This is a genomic window from Pseudomonas sp. S2_F07, assembly GCF_054668325.1.
In genome coordinates this window covers 2830911-2845974 of sequence record NZ_CP162758.1, presented here as the reverse complement: position 1 = coordinate 2845974, position 15064 = coordinate 2830911, and the positions used below count along the sequence as shown (strand labels likewise).

General features: G+C 59.6%; 18 protein-coding genes and 1 riboswitch. Of the genes, 11 read left to right on the top strand and 7 right to left on the bottom strand.

Annotated features, from left to right (window positions below):
- Positions 1-2: 2 nt before the first annotated feature.
- From AB4O40_RS12730 to AB4O40_RS12720, 3 genes are all read left to right on the top strand, one after another.
- A complete protein-coding gene (locus AB4O40_RS12730; protein WP_056726259.1) occupies positions 3-476 on the top strand; it encodes a WbuC family cupin fold metalloprotein in 474 nt (157 codons plus the stop codon).
- Positions 477-647: 171 nt separating this feature from the next.
- Entirely contained in the window at positions 648-1133 is a 486-nt protein-coding gene (locus AB4O40_RS12725) for a hypothetical protein (protein WP_056726258.1), read from the top strand.
- Positions 1134-1196: 63 nt separating this feature from the next.
- Complete coding sequence (locus tag AB4O40_RS12720) at positions 1197-1484, top strand: PA4642 family protein (protein ID WP_046041883.1); 288 nt, start codon at positions 1197-1199, stop codon at positions 1482-1484.
- A 142-nt stretch (positions 1485-1626) separates the two neighbouring features.
- Here AB4O40_RS12720 and mqo read toward each other — a convergent pair whose 3' ends face one another.
- Both mqo and AB4O40_RS12710 read right to left on the bottom strand, forming a co-directional pair.
- Positions 1627-3135 (bottom strand): malate dehydrogenase (quinone), encoded by a 1509-nt coding sequence (gene mqo / locus AB4O40_RS12715; protein WP_409078418.1) that lies wholly within the window; start codon positions 3133-3135, stop codon positions 1627-1629.
- A 738-nt stretch (positions 3136-3873) separates the two neighbouring features.
- Entirely contained in the window at positions 3874-4113 is a 240-nt protein-coding gene (locus AB4O40_RS12710; RefSeq protein WP_056726256.1) for a hypothetical protein, read from the bottom strand.
- A 204-nt stretch (positions 4114-4317) separates the two neighbouring features.
- On the opposite strand from AB4O40_RS12710, the gene AB4O40_RS12705 reads away from it, so the two are divergent.
- Positions 4318-4902: a YajG family lipoprotein gene (locus AB4O40_RS12705; RefSeq protein ID WP_056726255.1), complete on the top strand. Its 585-nt coding sequence runs from the start codon at positions 4318-4320 to the stop codon at positions 4900-4902.
- 121 nt (positions 4903-5023) lie between these two features.
- Here AB4O40_RS12705 and AB4O40_RS12700 read toward each other — a convergent pair whose 3' ends face one another.
- Positions 5024-5230 (bottom strand): hypothetical protein, encoded by a 207-nt coding sequence (locus AB4O40_RS12700; RefSeq protein ID WP_033052291.1) that lies wholly within the window; start codon positions 5228-5230, stop codon positions 5024-5026.
- Positions 5231-5420: 190 nt separating this feature from the next.
- Here AB4O40_RS12700 and AB4O40_RS12695 point away from each other — a divergent pair, with 190 nt between their 5' ends.
- Positions 5421-5699, top strand: coding sequence for a hypothetical protein (locus AB4O40_RS12695; RefSeq protein WP_056726254.1), 279 nt, complete (start codon positions 5421-5423; stop codon positions 5697-5699).
- Positions 5700-5775: 76 nt separating this feature from the next.
- Here AB4O40_RS12695 and AB4O40_RS12690 read toward each other — a convergent pair whose 3' ends face one another.
- The gene (locus AB4O40_RS12690) at positions 5776-6942 is read right to left on the bottom strand and encodes a 1-acyl-sn-glycerol-3-phosphate acyltransferase (protein ID WP_056726253.1); all 1167 of its coding nucleotides are present in this window, start codon (positions 6940-6942) and stop codon (positions 5776-5778) included.
- 139 nt (positions 6943-7081) lie between these two features.
- Here AB4O40_RS12690 and AB4O40_RS12685 point away from each other — a divergent pair, with 139 nt between their 5' ends.
- From AB4O40_RS12685 to AB4O40_RS12670, 4 genes are all read left to right on the top strand, one after another.
- Positions 7082-7264 (top strand): CPXCG motif-containing cysteine-rich protein, encoded by a 183-nt coding sequence (locus tag AB4O40_RS12685; RefSeq protein WP_056726252.1) that lies wholly within the window; start codon positions 7082-7084, stop codon positions 7262-7264.
- Between the two features lie 9 nt (positions 7265-7273).
- The gene (locus AB4O40_RS12680; RefSeq protein ID WP_056726251.1) at positions 7274-7534 is read left to right on the top strand and encodes a putative signal transducing protein; all 261 of its coding nucleotides are present in this window, start codon (positions 7274-7276) and stop codon (positions 7532-7534) included.
- A 35-nt stretch (positions 7535-7569) separates the two neighbouring features.
- Positions 7570-8193, top strand: a complete 624-nt coding sequence (locus AB4O40_RS12675; protein WP_056726250.1) for an SOS response-associated peptidase — start codon at positions 7570-7572, stop codon at positions 8191-8193.
- Between the two features lie 308 nt (positions 8194-8501).
- Positions 8502-9320 carry a M48 family metallopeptidase gene (locus tag AB4O40_RS12670; RefSeq protein WP_056726249.1) on the top strand — a complete coding sequence of 273 codons (819 nt, stop codon included), beginning with the start codon at positions 8502-8504 and terminating at the stop codon, positions 9318-9320.
- Between the two features lie 166 nt (positions 9321-9486).
- Here AB4O40_RS12670 and AB4O40_RS12665 read toward each other — a convergent pair whose 3' ends face one another.
- The 3 genes from AB4O40_RS12665 to AB4O40_RS12655 form a co-directional block, all read right to left on the bottom strand.
- On the bottom strand, positions 9487-10071 hold the full coding sequence (locus tag AB4O40_RS12665) for a TMEM165/GDT1 family protein (RefSeq protein ID WP_008016665.1): 585 nt from the start codon (positions 10069-10071) through the stop codon (positions 9487-9489).
- 89 nt (positions 10072-10160) lie between these two features.
- Positions 10161-10285, bottom strand: a riboswitch (yybP-ykoY riboswitch).
- A gap of 50 nt (positions 10286-10335) precedes the next feature.
- A complete protein-coding gene (locus AB4O40_RS12660; RefSeq protein ID WP_056726248.1) occupies positions 10336-11334 on the bottom strand; it encodes a class I SAM-dependent methyltransferase in 999 nt (332 codons plus the stop codon).
- Between the two features lie 33 nt (positions 11335-11367).
- Positions 11368-12333 carry a 2-hydroxyacid dehydrogenase gene (locus tag AB4O40_RS12655; RefSeq protein ID WP_460054299.1) on the bottom strand — a complete coding sequence of 322 codons (966 nt, stop codon included), beginning with the start codon at positions 12331-12333 and terminating at the stop codon, positions 11368-11370.
- A gap of 91 nt (positions 12334-12424) precedes the next feature.
- Between AB4O40_RS12655 and AB4O40_RS12650 the strand changes: the two genes are divergently transcribed.
- Both AB4O40_RS12650 and AB4O40_RS12645 read left to right on the top strand, forming a co-directional pair.
- Complete coding sequence (locus AB4O40_RS12650) at positions 12425-13054, top strand: LysE family translocator (RefSeq protein WP_056726246.1); 630 nt, start codon at positions 12425-12427, stop codon at positions 13052-13054.
- 251 nt (positions 13055-13305) lie between these two features.
- Positions 13306-14988, top strand: coding sequence for a fatty acid--CoA ligase (locus tag AB4O40_RS12645; protein WP_056726245.1), 1683 nt, complete (start codon positions 13306-13308; stop codon positions 14986-14988).
- Positions 14989-15064: the final 76 nt, after the last annotated feature.

The following is a 15064-nucleotide window of genomic DNA, read 5'->3' as shown; positions in this document are numbered from 1 at the left end:
ACATGGATACGCCTCGCTTTCTGGATCAGACCCTGTTCGCCGAGCTGGCCGGGAAAGCCGCGGCCAGTCCTCGTGGGCGCCAGCATCACAACTTCCATCAGATGGAAGACGCCTGCCATCGCATGGCGGTGGGGTTGCAGCCGTCCACGTATATCCCGCCTCACCGGCATTTGGGCGACAACAAGGCCGAAACCCTGTTGGTTCTCAAGGGGCGGCTGGGTGTGTTGATCTTTGACGAGACCGGCGCGGTGCTCAGCAAGACCGTGCTCCAGGCCGGTGGCGACTGTGTTGGCGTGGACCTGCCAACCGGTGTGTTCCACGGTTTGGTGGTGCTCGAGGCCGACAGCCTGATGTTCGAATGTAAGGCCGGACCTTATCGCCCGGTCGGTGAGGGTGAGCTGGCGCATTGGGCGCCACGCGAAGGCGAGCCTGGTGTTGCCGAGTATCAGGCCTGGATGCGCGCGCAGTTCGACTGATCTTTGCCCCTGTGGGAGCGGGCTTGCTCGCGAAGAGGGCGTGTCAGCCGACATCAAATTAGCTGACACACCGCTTTCGCGAGCAAGCCCGCTCCCACAGGGGTTTCTGTGCACTTGAACCACTTCCTTCAGCCCATGCTAGAGTGCTCGGCCCCGATTCCGGAGCCTGCCATGAGCCGTTCGATCCGCTGCTGCACAGCCCTGTTGCTGACCCTCAGCCTGCCCCTGGCCGCCGCGCCGGCGCCGATGCATGCGCAGTTCCTGCCGCCCGATGACTTGACCCTGCGTGACAGTGATCCCGAACAGCAGCAACTGATGCAGGTCACCGATTATTCGGTGGTGGTCGGTGCTCAGCGTCAATCCAATCAACAGCCGATTCCGGTCACGTCCCCATTAATGATTCGTCTCAAGGGCAAATCCCTGAACAAGGGTGCCACCATCAGTCAGGTGCTGATCAACTTCGATGGTGAAAGCAAAAGCCTGAAGAAGCCGGTTTACGACGAGGCGAGCAAGACCCTGACCCTCTATTACCCGCTGGCGCAATACCGGGTGGTGATCGACTTGTTGCGCAACGACACGGTGTATTGCCAGTTTCTCAGCTATGCCAATGGCCATGTCTGGGCCGATCTGCACACCGGCAGTACTCGTCCGCGTTGAGCCTTGTGCCTGCGCAGGGGTAAACTGCCCGCCCCGTGAAATGTCTGCGAGCTGGAGTCGGCAATGCGTAAAGATAAAAAACAAGTGATTGGTGACGAGATCGGCGATGAGCAGATCAAATTGTTTCTCGATTTCGAACCGGTCGACGCGACTTCGCCGTCCCTGCACAAACTGGTCAAGGCTTACCGTGGCCTGCGCATCGACGATTTCGCGCGTTTCCTGACGTTCTTCGTCGAAGCGGGTTACGACGTCAATGGCAAGGATGAGCACGGAAATGACTTCGTTGCCCTGATCAAGGATCAGCGCAACGCGCCGGATTACATCGAGCTGATCGAAAAAGCTCGCGGTTAAAGATCAAAAGATCGCAGCCTTCGGCAGCTCCTACTTTGGAACGGCGTACCTCCTGTAGGAGCTGCCGAAGGCTGCGATCTTATAAAGGCATAAAAAAACGCCCCGCTCTCAGTGAGAACGGGGCGTTTTTTATAAGGCCGAATCAAGCGTAGCTTTCGGTTTCGCTGCTGGCTTCAACCAGTTCCAGGGCAACGTTGTTCTGCGTATTGATCTTTCGATACAGCGCAGCGTCGGTTTCCAGGACCTTTTCCCGGGCCGGGAAGATTTCTGCCAGTTTGCTGGCCCATTCGCCCTTGGCTTTGCCCGGGAAGCATTTTTCGATCAGCTCAAGCATGATCGAAACGGTCACCGAGGCACCTGGCGAAGCGCCGAGCAGTGCCGCCAGGGAACCGTCCTTGGCCGCGACCAGTTCGGTACCGAATTGCAGGATGCCGCCTTTTTTCGGGTCTTTCTTGATGATCTGCACTCGTTGGCCGGCCACTTCCAGGCGCCAGTCTTCAGCTTTCGCCTCAGGGTAGAAGCGGCGCAGGGACTCCAGGCGCTGCTCCATCGACTGCATCACTTCGCTGACCAGGTACTTGGTCAGGTCCATGTTGTTTTTTGCCACGGAAAGCATCGGCCCGATGTTGCCGGCGCGAACCGACATCGGCAGGTCCATGAAGGAGCCGTGCTTGAGGAACTTGGTGGTGAAACCGGCATAAGGTCCGAACAGCAGGGACTTCTTGCCTTCGACCACGCGGGTGTCCAGGTGCGGCACGGACATTGGCGGCGAACCTACGGCAGCCTGGCTGTAGACCTTGGCCTGGTGGTGCTTGACCACTTCCGGGTTGTCGCAACGCAGCCATTGGCCGCTGATCGGGAAGCCGCCGAAGCCTTTGCTCTCTTCGATGCCCGAAGCCTGCAGCAGCGGCAGTGCCGCACCGCCAGCGCCGAGGAAGACGAATCTGGCATCGACTTCACGGGTGTTGCCGCTGTTGACGTCCTTGATACTCACGGTCCAGCCGCCGTTGCTGCGCTTGAGGCCGGTCACGCGCTTGCAGTACTTGACCTGGGCATCGGGTGCGCTGGTCAGGTGCTTGAGCAACTGGTTGGTCAGGGCGCCGAAGTTGACGTCGGTGCCATTGATCACGCGGGTCGCGGCGAGGGTTTCGCCAGGATCGCGGCCAGGCATCATCAGCGGCATCCACTCGGCCATCTTGGCCTTGTCTTCGGTGTACTCCATGTCCGAAAAGGCGTGGTGCTTGCTCAGCACCTTGAAGCGCTCCTTGAGGAAGGACACGCCGCTGTCGCCCTGCACGAAACTCAGGTGAGGCACCGGGCTGATAAACGATTTGCACGAGCCGAACGTGCCTTTTTTGGTCAGGTACGACCAGAACTGCTTCGACACCTCGAACTGGGTGTTGATGTGCACGGCTTTCTTGATGTCGACGGTGCCATCGGCGGCCTGCGGCGTGTAGTTGAGCTCACACAGCCCGGCGTGACCGGTACCGGCGTTGTTCCACGGGTTGGAACTCTCCGCGGCACCGGAATCCATCAGCTCGACGACTTCCAGCTTGATCGCGGGGTCGAGCTCTTTGAGCAGTACTGCAAGGGTGGCACTCATGATGCCGGCCCCAACCAGTACTACGTCGACTGCTTCGTTATGCGCCATTTAACGCGTCTCCAAAATCTGCAGCACCAAATTGTCGGCATGGCTGCCAGGCGTTCCGGGGCGAGTCAGTGATGCCCCTGGATCTCATGGCAGTATCGCCATGTCCGAATCTTCGCAATTTATCGCAACTTCGACGGACGCTACCTGCCGGGCCTATGAGCCATATGAACTCATTTCGGCGCGCGGGAGGCAATTCGACTTATGGTCGATACATCCGTTTGTGCAACCAAATCCGTAGCGGACAGGCTTCAGGCTCCGGTGTTCGAGGAATACTCGGTCCTGTGTCGTTGGGCTGTTGTAGACGCTAATGGTGCATGTTCAGACGCAAAACTATTCATTTGCTCGCCACACTCTTGTGAAGTTGTGAAAACCCGTTTTTTTCACGCTCTTTTGAAGACGTGAACCTCAAAAAAGGGCTGTCCCAGGCTGGCACCGTGCCCGGATGGATTGCCGCCATGGGATACAGGGCAGGCAAAACGGGCAAACAGCTCAGTGACCGAGCGTAATGACAGCTCTGCAGATTCGCGAAAAGTGGAGGTTTTGCTCAATAAAACAGCAAGCGCGCCAGCTTCACTCGATCTGTGTGGGCGGCTCTCTGTGGGCGGTTCGGGGTGTCAATACAAGCGCATTGACGATGCTGCGAGGCCCGATCAGGAGACGTCCTTATAATCGGGGGGAGATTGTATCTAAGAAACGCAGGGAAATGGTCGTGTTTAATGACTTTTATTAGGTGTTTGGTCAGGTCGTCATCAGATGCTGTGCACGCGAGCGTGGCCGGTGCTGCCGGGAAACGACGCGGGCACCGGCAGGCAGTGGCTGATTCAGCCAGTTCAGGCGGATCTCTTCGATTTCAACCCAGCCATCGCCCATGGGCTGGAGGCTGCACTGCCTGAAGGCCTGGCAGCGGCCGTTGCGGTCGAGCAGGGCGAAGCAGCGATGCAGTGGGCGTGGCGCGAACAGAGAGATCAGATGGCGCATGGCAAAATACCGTTTGGGTGACTGCCGAGAAGGTTGCCTGCAGGCCATTACGTGCAAGTGTATGGGGGGTGACATCTGTGTGACAGGAACCGCATGAGCAAGGGTTTGTCAGAGATATAATCAAACACTGTGCGGTGCTGGTTCCCCGCAGTGGCGCACCGCTATACTGCCGGCCTGTTTGTGCCTGATTCTGGAGAGAAGAGCATGTTGCAACGCCTGTTGTTCGGTTTGATCACTGTGACCAGTTTGACCCTGGTTGGCTGCGCCCACAGCCCGCAACAACTGAACCCGGAACCCAAGTTGACGGCTCAACTGGCGCCCGTCGGCCACGGTCAGCCTGTTGTGGTGCGTGTGGTGGACGGACGTCCGTCGCCAACCCTCGGCACCCGTGGTGGCCTGTACCCGGAGACCAGCGCGATCACCGTGCAGGGCGCGCAGATCCTGCCGAAACTGCAGGCTCAGGCCGAAGCTGCCGTGCGCCTGTTGGGCTTCACCCCGACCGCCAATGCGGCGAATGCACCGCAAATCACCGTGACCCTCGCCGAGCTGAAGTATCAGTCGCCTAAAGAAGGCATGTACGTGACCGAAGCGACCATCGGCGCGACTTTCCGCTCAGATGTGCAAAACGCCAACCGTCGCTACAGCGGCCGTTACGGTGCGTCCCTGGACCAGCGCTTCGGTATGGCGCCTAACCAGGAAACCAACACCAAGCTGGTCAGCGATGTGCTCAGTGATGCGTTGACCCGCCTGTTCAAGGACCCGACTGTGGGTCAGGTTCTCGGCGAGTAATGCGAGCCATGTAGGAGCTGCCGCAGGCTGCGATCTTTTGATCTTGTTTTTAAGGTTTGGAGCCGCCGAAGATCAAAATCAAAAAATCGCAGCCTGCGGCAGCTCCTACAGGAAGAGATCGTCAGGCCGCTTGCGAGTAAAAGTCCAGCACGCTCACGCCCGTCAGCAAATCCGCCTCCGGTAAATCGGCATGCTGGTGGCCACCGAGTGCGCAATACACCAGCCAATGGCGGTCTTGAACATTGAAGGCGAGGCTGCCGACGAGGGCTTGCTGTTCTTCGCTGGGGGTGATGAGGTAAAGACGATCCTGGTTTTCGGCGTGGAGCATGACGTGATCCGTGTCGGTTTCGAGGTGCGCATGTTCGCCGATACAGATGACGAAGCCGTGACTCAGGACAGCCATTGATCAAAAGCTTCGTTATTTGTCGGAAAACGAGGGCAGGTGCGCAGGCTTTCGGTAGAATCCGCGCCGCGGTCGCCGGCCCGGCACCTGCCACCTGTTTTACTTGAGGTTCGTGATGTCGCTGCACTTGATGACGCTGTTTACCGCCCATCCCGCCAAATTGATCAATCTGCTGGCCTTGCTCTTTGCCTTCCCGGGTGGCTGGTTGCTGCACGCCACCCGTCGTCGCGAACTGCGTGCGATGGCCAGTTTGCAGGCGCAGCGCCAGAGCAGTCCCAACGCAGAGCCCACGCTGGACTGGGCGACCTTGCGCATGAACCGGTTTTTCTACATCTTCGGTTTTGCCTGCATGGGGATGGCGCTGCTGGTGTCGTGGATCAGCACTCAGGTTTGAGTAACCGCAAAACTGTGGTGAACAGATACAAAAGCGGCGCCTCGAGGGCGCCGTTTTCACATCCAGCCGATACTGCTTACAGCGGCAATCCGGCCTTCACCCGGTACTGATTGCGTACCGGCATCGCATATTGAAGCACCAGGAATGGACGATGCTCTTCAGGGCAGGCGTCCAGGCGGCGTTGCCATTCTTCCTGGGCCTTGGTCAGTTCCTCGGTCGGGAACACTTCAGCGGCCTTCGGTACCTGCAACTGCGGATCGGCGTCCTTCCACTGTGCATAAGCCAGGTAGTGCACCGGGAACAAGCGGTATCCGCTGAGGATTTGCCTGTCCATCTCGACCGCCAATTGCTTGGTGTCTTCGAACAGTTCGGTGATCGGCGCGGCAAAGTTCACATGCACCCGGCCCTTGTAGCCGGTGATGCCCTTGGCGATGCTCACGTCATCCTCGCCCGGCACCTTGGTGTAGCTGCCGGTGCTGGCGCGGATGAAAAGCTCGCGGGCCTTGGCCTGGTCGCACGGGTCGTACTCGTAGCTGATCGACACCGGGGTCAGGTTCAGCGACTGGATGACTTCACCGAACGGCTCGTCCTTGCGGCTCATGTGGAACATCTTGAGGATCGCCGATTCGGTACGGTCGTCACCGTCCTTGGCGCGGCCTTCGGCCTGGGCAATCCAGATCGAGGCGCAATCGTTGCGGATCGAATGGTTGATGTATGCCGACAACAGTTGATAAGCCGCCATTTTCTCCCGGCGTCCGCTGATCGAGCGGTGCACGATGAAGCTCTTGTTCAGACGCATCAGGTCGCTGACGAAAGGCTTTTGCAGCAGGTTGTCGCCAATGGCGATGCGCGGGGTCGGCAGGCCGGCGTGGTACACGGCATAGTTGACGAAGGCCGGGTCCATCACGATGTCGCGGTGGTTGGCGATGAACAGGTAGGCGCTGCCGGACTTGAATTGCTCCACCCCGGTATAGGTAACACCGTCGGTGGCGCGCTCGATGGTATGGTCGACGTAATGCTCGACTTTGTCCTGTAACGTGGCCACGGAGGTTATGCCGGCAAACTCACGGCGCAGCCGATGGGCTATAAGAGGTTTGAGTGCCCAGCCTAAAGCGCCGGCGAAACGCGGGAAGCGGAAGTGGGTGAGGATATCTAGAAACGCCTTGTCGCCTAGCAGTCGTGCCAGCACTGCCGGGACTTCGCTGTCGTCGTAAGGTCGGATGGCATCGAATTCGCCCATCATGCTCTCTTGTTAGAAACGGCTAGGGTAAGTAAAGGTTTTGATCGAAAACCGGCGGGGTACGGTCTGAAAAAGTAGCCAGACAAAAATAGCCCTGCAAATAGACCGGCGATTATACGCACAAGTCACCTGGGAGACCGCGATGCTGGAAACTACGCGATATGAATGTCCGTATTGTGGTGAGGAAGTCGAGACGACGCTGGACTTGTCTGGTGGTGATCAGACCTATATTGAAGACTGTCAGGTGTGCTGCCGGCCGATAACCTTCGTGTTGCAGGTTCATGAAGGGGAATGGCATCTCGAAGTGTTCAGCGAAAACGAGTGAGGAGCGTGTATGCAGCGCATCTACGACCCGGAAAACCTGATGGAAGGCGAATTGCTGCAAGGCATGCTCGCCAGCGAGGGCATCGAAGCGCATCTGATGGGCCGTGATTTGCTCGGGGGCAGCGGCGAGTTGCCGATCTATGGCCTGCTCGGGCTGTCGGTCGAGAACGACCAGGCCGAATACGCCCGCGAGCTGATCACCGCGTACAATGCCGCGCTGCCGCTGTCTGGCGATGAACCGGACAGCTTTCCCGGCACGCTGGTCTGTTAGGCTGGCGTTCGTTTGATCAAGAGTCGTGTTGCCCCATGTGTGGACGTTATGCCCTGTTTCGCTGGAACCCTGCCTTCGCGGCACTGCCCGGTTTTCCCGCCGACCAGCAGGCGCAGTGGAACATTTCCCCCAATGATTCGGTGTTGATGCTGCGGGCCGAGCCTGACGGCCAGCGCTCGCTGGCCCGCGCCCGCTGGGGCCTGACGCCACCCTGGTTGACCGATCTGTCCCGCACCCCGGCCCACGCCCGTGCCGAAACGGTTGCCGAACAGCCCATGTTTCGCCAGGCCTTGCGCGAGCGCCGCTGCCTGTTGCCGGCCAATGGTTTTTACGAATGGCGCGGCACAACGCGAAAGCGCCCGTACTGGCTGACACCGGGGGAGGGCTCGTCATTATTTTTTGCGGCAATCTGGGAGGCGTATCCGGTACAGGAGCAGGTGTGGCTGAGTACCGCCGTGATTACCCAGCCGGCGGCAAGCCAGCGGCGACCGTTGATTCTTGATGAGGCGGGGCAGGCTGCGTGGCTGGATCCCGAGACGCCGTTGTATGCACTGCAAGCCTTGCTGGCCAGTGAACCCGCCGCATTGCGCGAGCGGGTGCTGGCCAACATGGTGAATGATCCGAAGCTCAATGGGCCGGAGTGCCTCACTCCCGGTTAGTCAGGCGCCGCTACCGGCCGCGCTCGACTCATCCGCATCACCGCCCACTTCATTGGTCACCTGATCGATCTCGGCCACCTGCTTGAGCGGGCGGGTATGAGCGCGGGCAGTTGAAATGACTGTTTTTGCGTGCTGGATGTCTTAATTGAATCAAGGCGTGGCGTGATGGGCTGCGGGTTGTCGCCGTATGTGAATTTTTTCTACGGCGATGAGAGCTTTGTCCGAATTGCGCGTCTTACGTCCATTGTATCTGGCGTCGATACATTTCCACGCCTAGGATACTCGGCATGTTTTCAGGGAGTTTTTTGATGAACAAGATTTTGGTTGTCAGTGCACTGGGCGCAGCACTTTTGCTCAGCGGTTGCCAGTCGGTCAATACCACCAGTGGCGGTGCCGTGGGGGTGGAGCGCAAGCAGTACATGTTCAGCATGTTGTCTGCGCAAGAAGTCGACCAGATGTACGCCCAGTCCTATCAGAAGACAGTGGGCGAGGCGTCCAGCAAAGGTGTGCTGGACAAGACCAGCAATGAAGCCCGGCGGGTTCAGGCGATTGCCGACCGGCTGATTGCCCAGGCGCCGAACTTCCGTCCGGACGCGGCTCAGTGGAAGTGGGAAGTCAACCTGATCAAGAGCGATGAACTCAACGCCAACTGCGGTCCTGGCGGCAAGATCATCTTTTACACCGGCCTGATCGATAAACTGAAACTGACCGACGATGAAATCGCCGCGATCATGGGCCATGAAATCGCCCACGCCCTGCGCGAGCACGGTCGTGAAGCGATGTCCAAGGCGTACGGCATGGAAATGGCCAAGCAGGGCGCCGGTGCCTTGTTGGGATTGGGGCAGGACAGCCTGGCCCTGGCCGATACCGTGGCCAACTACGGCATGACCCTGCCCAACAGCCGCGCCAATGAAAACGAGGCGGACCTGATCGGCCTGGAACTGGCCGCCCGCGCCGGTTACAACCCGAATGCCGCGATCACCCTGTGGAACAAGATGAGCAAAGTCTCGGAAGGTTCGCCACCTGAGTTCATGAGCACTCACCCGGCATCGTCGAGCCGTATTGCGGCGTTGCAGGCGGCGATTCCGAAGGTCATGCCGCTTTACGAGCAAGCCAGGAAGTCCTGATAGTCATGTGGTGAGGCTGCTGGCCTCTTCGCGAGCAAGCCCGCTCCCACAATAAACCTCCATTGACTGCAAACTTTGTGTGCACTGGAGACCCAATGTGGGAGCGGGCTTGCTCCGGGCAGCGTTCCGACGAAGAACGATAACGCGGTCTATAGACTCTATCGCGTCAAACCCACCCGCTGCTCTGCATCGCCTTGTACACCGCGACAATCGCCAGGATGAAGAACGCCGACGCCGCCAGTCGACGGATCAGGGTCAATGGCAGCTTGTCAGCGGCAAAGTTACCGGCCAATACCACGGGCACGTTGGCAATCAGCATGCCAAGGGTGGTGCCGATGATCACCAGCCACAACTCCGGATATTGCGCAGCCAGCATCACGGTCGCGATCTGCGTCTTGTCGCCGATTTCCGCCAGGAAGAACGCGATCAGCGTGGTCAGGAACGGCCCGAACTTGCGGGCGGTGCTGGCCTCGTCGTCATCCATCTTGTCCGGAACCAGGGTCCATAGCGCCGTGGCGGCGAAGCTCGCGGCGAGGATCCAGTGCAGCATCGTATCCGAGAAGAAACTGCCGACCCAGGCGCCTACCGCACCGGCGGCCGCGTGGTTGGCCAGGGTCGCGGCGACGATACCGGCAATGATCGGCCAGGGCTTGCGGAAACGGGCAGCGAGAATGAGCGCGAGCAGTTGCGTCTTGTCGCCGATTTCGGCCAAGGCAACGATTGCGGTAGGTACGAGTAGTGAATCCAGCATCAGGGGTTTTCCTAAGGGGCGGGTCGACACGGCTATGACACGTACAGCCTTCCCGCCCCGGGTAAGGTGTTCGTGTCATAGGTCTTGTCAAACCCTGCAATCCATCTGAAGTGGATGCTTGGGTCGCATGCGCCATGGTCTGAGGACCAAGTATGTTGACGCATGCCGGACGAGCGTGGCGCTCGTGGGAGACTACTCCCCTAGGACGGAGCGGATTCTGCCTAGGCAAAAACCATTCGGCAAGCCTTCTTTATCAAAAGAATTTCAACCGCGTTTGGCTCGATAGATCCGGAAGCCCTGTCCTTCGGCCTTGATCGCACACACGCCAAGATGCTCTTCGATCAGCGGTTGATACTTCAGGAAACTATTCGCCACCAAGCGCAGTTCGCCGCCGTTTTTCAGATGTTTGGCTGCTTTTCGCAGCAGGTTTTCCGTTGCGAAATAATCGGTGTGCACGCCGACATGGAACGGCGGATTGCTCAGGATCGCACTCAACCCCATCGGTGCGGCATCGATTCCGTCGCCGGTAATCACTTCGGCTTCCAGACCATTGGCAGCCAGGGTCAAGCGACTGCTGGCAGCGGCAAAGGCATCCACGTCCAGTAACGTGACCTGGTTATGCGGGTAACGACGTTTCACCGCCGCGCCCAAGACTCCTGCGCCGCAACCGAAATCGAGCAAGTGACCGCCGGGCAGTTTGTCCAGATGCTCCAGCAGCAGCGCGCTGCCGCGATCGAGGCGACCATGGCTGAACACCCCCGGCAGGCTGATGACCTTCAACGGGCCTTCGGCCAGCGGCAGTTCGTAGGTCTGCGCCAGGCTTTCCAACGGTTTGGCTTCAGGCGCGTTGGCCACGGTGACCAGCCAGAGCTGGCAGTGGCGCGCGCTGTCGAGTTTACGTGGCTTGCCGAACGGGTTGAGTTGTTTGGCGGCACCTTCGATGCCGCTTTTTTTCTCGCCGACCAGGTACAGCTCGCGGCCGGCCAGCCGCGAGGCGAGGGCGTTGAGGATGTAGTCGGTCAAGTCCTTGGCCTTGGGCAGAAACACCACCGCTGTATCGAACTCGCGCTCGGGTGCATTCACGCCAAAATGGCTGCGCTCGGCGAAGCGGGCGTCCAGCGCGGCCTGATCGCCGGCGTGCCAGCACCAGCCATGCGCTTTGGGCAGACGGCCCAGCAAGTCGTCGGCGGGCAAACCGGCCAACAACACCGAACCCTGGAATAACTCGGCCTGACGAAGCAGTACTTCACTGCGCGGATCCATAACTGCTCCCGTGGAAAAAAGTGCCGCAGTTTATCAACTGACGACCCGCAGCGCCTTACCGCTGAAGTATCCCAGTGCGTTTTCGGTGACTTGACCAACGATTCTCTGGCGCGCTTCGCGGCTGCCCCAGGCGTTGTGAGGAGTGACGATCAGGCGCGGGATGTCATGGGCCAGCAGTGGATTGCCATTGACGGGAGGCTCCACGCTCAGCACGTCAGTGGCGGCGCCCCCCAGATGGCCGTTGCGCAAGGCGTCGGCCAGCGCCTGTTCATCAATCAATCCGCCGCGTGCGGTGTTGACCACGAACGCGCCGGCTTTCATTGAGGCCAGTTCGCGGGCGCCGATGAAGTGGCGGGTGTGCTCGTTGAGCGGGCAGTGCAGAGTCAGTGCGTCGATTTGCGGTAACAGTTCATCCAGTGGCAAGCGGTCCGGCCGGGCAGGGCGTCCGGGAATTTGCCCCAGCAGAACGCGCATGCCGAAGGCTTCAGCCAGTCGTGCGACCGCGCCGCCCAATTCGCCATGACCCAGCAGGCCAAGGGTTTTGCCTTCGAGTTCGACGATCGGGTAATCCAGCAAACAGAACTGTCTGGCCTGCTGCCAGCGGCCTTCGCCGACGGCTTTTTGATAATCGGCCAGGCGCGTGGCCAGGTTGAGCAGCAGCATGATCGTGTGCTGCGCCACCGATGGCGTGCCATAACCCTGGCAGTTGCACACGGTGATCTCGTGAGAGCGGGCGGCGGCGAGGTCGACATTGTTGGTGCCAGTGGCGGTGATCAGGATCAGCTTGAGATCAGGGCTGGCCGCCATGGCGGCGGCATCGATCAGGATCTTGTTGCTGATGGCGACGGTGGCGCCCTTGAGGTGTTCGATGACTTGATCGGGCAAGGTCTGGGCGAACAACTGCAATTCGCTGAAACAACTGCGCAGTGGGTTGAGGTCAAGGTCGCCAAGGTCCAGGGACGGGTGGTCGAGGAAAACGGCGCGGCGAGTGTTCGTCATCAACTGTACCTTTTGTGCATTGAACTGAAGGCGTAATCTGCCGAGCCTACCAGATGAAATAAATAGTTACGCTTGGCCTGAAGGAGCCCCCATGTACTGGACAGAGTTCTTGACCGTTGCCCTGATTCACCTGCTGGCCGTGGCTAGCCCTGGCCCGGACTTTGCCGTGGTGGTGCGCGAAAGTGTTACCCACGGTCGCCGCGCTGGCACCTGGACCGCGCTGGGTGTGGGGACGGCGATTTTCCTGCACGTGGGTTACTCGCTGTTGGGGATCGGCCTGATCGTGTCCCAGTCGATCGTGCTGTTCAATGCCTTGAAATGGGCGGCCGCCGCTTACCTGCTGTACATCGGTTACAAGGCGTTGCGCGCGCAGCCGGCCAAGCCTGTGGCGGACGATCTGCACAAGGAAGCCGGGGAGCGCACCGCCCGTGGTGCCTTCACTTCGGGTTTCGTCACCAATGGTCTCAACCCGAAAGCCACCCTGTTCTTCCTGTCGCTGTTCACTGTGGTCATCAATCCGCAAACGCCACTGGCCGTGCAGGCCGGTTACGGGGTTTACCTGGCGGTGGCGACAGCGATCTGGTTCTGCCTGGTGGCGATGCTGTTCAGCCAGCAGCGCGTACGCGCCGGTTTCGCCCGCATGGGTCACTGGTTCGACCGGACCATGGGCGCGGTGCTGATTGCAATTGGCGTGAAGCTGGCTTTTACCGAGATGCATTGATTCCGTAGGAGCTGCCGCAGGCTGCGATCTTTTGATCTTCAGCATTATTATTGGAATCGCCTAAAGATCGCAGCCTGCGGCAGCTCCTACACCGGATCCAACTGCAATCACCAAACTTCTGTGAGGGCTGGCGCAACGCCAGTATTCATGCGGTTCTGCAAATCATTCCTTTGGCTGATTTGGCTGACCTTCAAGGGCACTACAGTGCGTACTTTCAGTCACGACCGTGCAGTCAGATTAAAGGGATTATTATGTTGCAGACTCGCGTTATCCCCCCGGCCGAAGGCGCTTACCAGTACCCGCTGTTGATCAAACGGCTGCTGATGTCCGGTGCCCGTTATGAGAAAACCCGCGAGATCATTTACCGCGACAAGTTGCGCTATAGCTACCCGACCCTGATCGAACGGGTGGCCCGCCTGGCCAACGTGCTGACAGCGGCCGGGGTCAAGCCCGGGGATGCCGTGGGTGTGATGGACTGGGACAGCCATCGCTACCTGGAATGCATGTTCGCCATCCCGATGATCGGTGCGGTGATCCACACCATCAACGTGCGCCTGTCGCCGGAACAGATCCTCTACACCATGAACCACGCCGAGGACCGCTTTGTGCTGGTCAACAGCGAGTTCGTCGGCCTCTACAAGGCCATCGAGGGGCAACTGACCACGGTCGACAAAACCCTGCTGCTGACTGACCTGCCGGAAAAAACCGCAGACCTGCCGAACCTCGTCGGCGAATACGAACAGCTGCTGGCCGCGGCGAGCCCGCAGTACGACTTCCAGGATTTCGACGAAAACTCGGTCGCGACCACGTTCTATACCACTGGTACCACCGGCAATCCCAAGGGCGTGTACTTCACCCACCGGCAACTGGTGCTGCACACCATGGGCGTGTCAACCATCATGGGCGCGATCGATAGCGTGCGCCTGCTGGGCACCAACGACGTGTACATGCCGATCACCCCGATGTTCCACGTGCACGCCTGGGGCTTGCCGTATGTGGCGACCATGCTCGGGCTCAAGCAGGTGTATCCCGGCCGCTATGACCCGGAATACCTGGTGGAGTTGTGGCGCAAGGAGAAAGTCACGTTCTCCCATTGCGTACCGACCATTTTGCAGATGGTCCTCAATGCCAAGGCCGCGCAGGACGTCGACTTCGGCGGATGGAAAATCGTCATCGGCGGCAGCGCCCTGAACCGCACCTTGTACGAGGCTGCCAAGGCCAAAGGCATTCAGTTGACCGCCGCCTATGGCATGTCGGAAACCGGGCCGCTGGTGTCGTGCGCGCACCTCAACGACGAATTGATGGCCGGTACCGAAGACGAACGCACCACTTACCGGATCAAGGCCGGCGTGCCGGGGCCACTGGTGGAGGCGGCGATCGTCGACACCGAGGGCAACTTCCTGCCCGCAGATGGCGAGACCCAGGGCGAACTGGTACTACGCGCGCCATGGCTGACCGAGGGTTATTTCAATGAGCCGCAGAAGGGCGCCGAGCTCTGGGCCGGAGGCTGGCTGCACACCGGTGACGTGGCGACCCTGGACAGCATGGGTGTGATCGACATTCGTGACCGGATCAAGGACGTGATCAAGACCGGTGGCGAATGGGTCTCCTCCCTGGACCTGGAAGACCTGATCAGTCGTCATGCGGCGGTACGTGAAGTAGCAGTGGTGGGGATCCCCGATCCGCAGTGGGGCGAGCGGCCGTTTGCCCTGCTGGTGCTGCGTGAAGGGCATGCAATCGGGGCACGGGAACTCAAGGAACACCTCAAGCCGTTTGTGGAGCTGGGACACTTGAGCAAGTGGGCGATTCCGAGCCAGATCGCCCTTGTTACTGAAATTCCCAAGACCAGCGTCGGCAAACTCGACAAGAAGCGCATTCGCGTCGATATCAGCGAATGGCAGGCCACCAACAGCACCTTCCTCTCGACGCTTTAAGCGTCTCCCGGCGTGCCCGAAAGGGCACGCCAGCCCCACCAAGCAAGCGCTTGGCTTGTCAAATCGAAATTTTCAG

Bases quoted from the DNA above. Each gene is read 5' to 3' on its own strand.
- AB4O40_RS12730 (WP_056726259.1), top strand. From the start codon at position 3: ATGGATACGCCTCGCTTTCTGGATCAGACCCTGTTCGCCGAGCTGGCC.
- AB4O40_RS12725 (WP_056726258.1), top strand. From the start codon at position 648: ATGAGCCGTTCGATCCGCTGCTGCACAGCCCTGTTGCTGACCCTCAGC.
- AB4O40_RS12720 (WP_046041883.1), top strand. From the start codon at position 1,197: ATGCGTAAAGATAAAAAACAAGTGATTGGTGACGAGATCGGCGATGAG.
- mqo (WP_409078418.1), bottom strand. From the start codon at position 3,135: ATGGCGCATAACGAAGCAGTCGACGTAGTACTGGTTGGGGCCGGCATC.
- AB4O40_RS12710 (WP_056726256.1), bottom strand. From the start codon at position 4,113: ATGCGCCATCTGATCTCTCTGTTCGCGCCACGCCCACTGCATCGCTGC.
- AB4O40_RS12705 (WP_056726255.1), top strand. From the start codon at position 4,318: ATGTTGCAACGCCTGTTGTTCGGTTTGATCACTGTGACCAGTTTGACC.
- AB4O40_RS12700 (WP_033052291.1), bottom strand. From the start codon at position 5,230: ATGCTCCACGCCGAAAACCAGGATCGTCTTTACCTCATCACCCCCAGC.
- AB4O40_RS12695 (WP_056726254.1), top strand. From the start codon at position 5,421: ATGTCGCTGCACTTGATGACGCTGTTTACCGCCCATCCCGCCAAATTG.
- AB4O40_RS12690 (WP_056726253.1), bottom strand. From the start codon at position 6,942: ATGATGGGCGAATTCGATGCCATCCGACCTTACGACGACAGCGAAGTC.
- AB4O40_RS12685 (WP_056726252.1), top strand. From the start codon at position 7,082: ATGCTGGAAACTACGCGATATGAATGTCCGTATTGTGGTGAGGAAGTC.
- AB4O40_RS12680 (WP_056726251.1), top strand. From the start codon at position 7,274: ATGCAGCGCATCTACGACCCGGAAAACCTGATGGAAGGCGAATTGCTG.
- AB4O40_RS12675 (WP_056726250.1), top strand. From the start codon at position 7,570: ATGTGTGGACGTTATGCCCTGTTTCGCTGGAACCCTGCCTTCGCGGCA.
- AB4O40_RS12670 (WP_056726249.1), top strand. From the start codon at position 8,502: ATGAACAAGATTTTGGTTGTCAGTGCACTGGGCGCAGCACTTTTGCTC.
- AB4O40_RS12665 (WP_008016665.1), bottom strand. From the start codon at position 10,071: ATGCTGGATTCACTACTCGTACCTACCGCAATCGTTGCCTTGGCCGAA.
- AB4O40_RS12660 (WP_056726248.1), bottom strand. From the start codon at position 11,334: ATGGATCCGCGCAGTGAAGTACTGCTTCGTCAGGCCGAGTTATTCCAG.
- AB4O40_RS12655 (WP_460054299.1), bottom strand. From the start codon at position 12,333: ATGACGAACACTCGCCGCGCCGTTTTCCTCGACCACCCGTCCCTGGAC.
- AB4O40_RS12650 (WP_056726246.1), top strand. From the start codon at position 12,425: ATGTACTGGACAGAGTTCTTGACCGTTGCCCTGATTCACCTGCTGGCC.
- AB4O40_RS12645 (WP_056726245.1), top strand. From the start codon at position 13,306: ATGTTGCAGACTCGCGTTATCCCCCCGGCCGAAGGCGCTTACCAGTAC.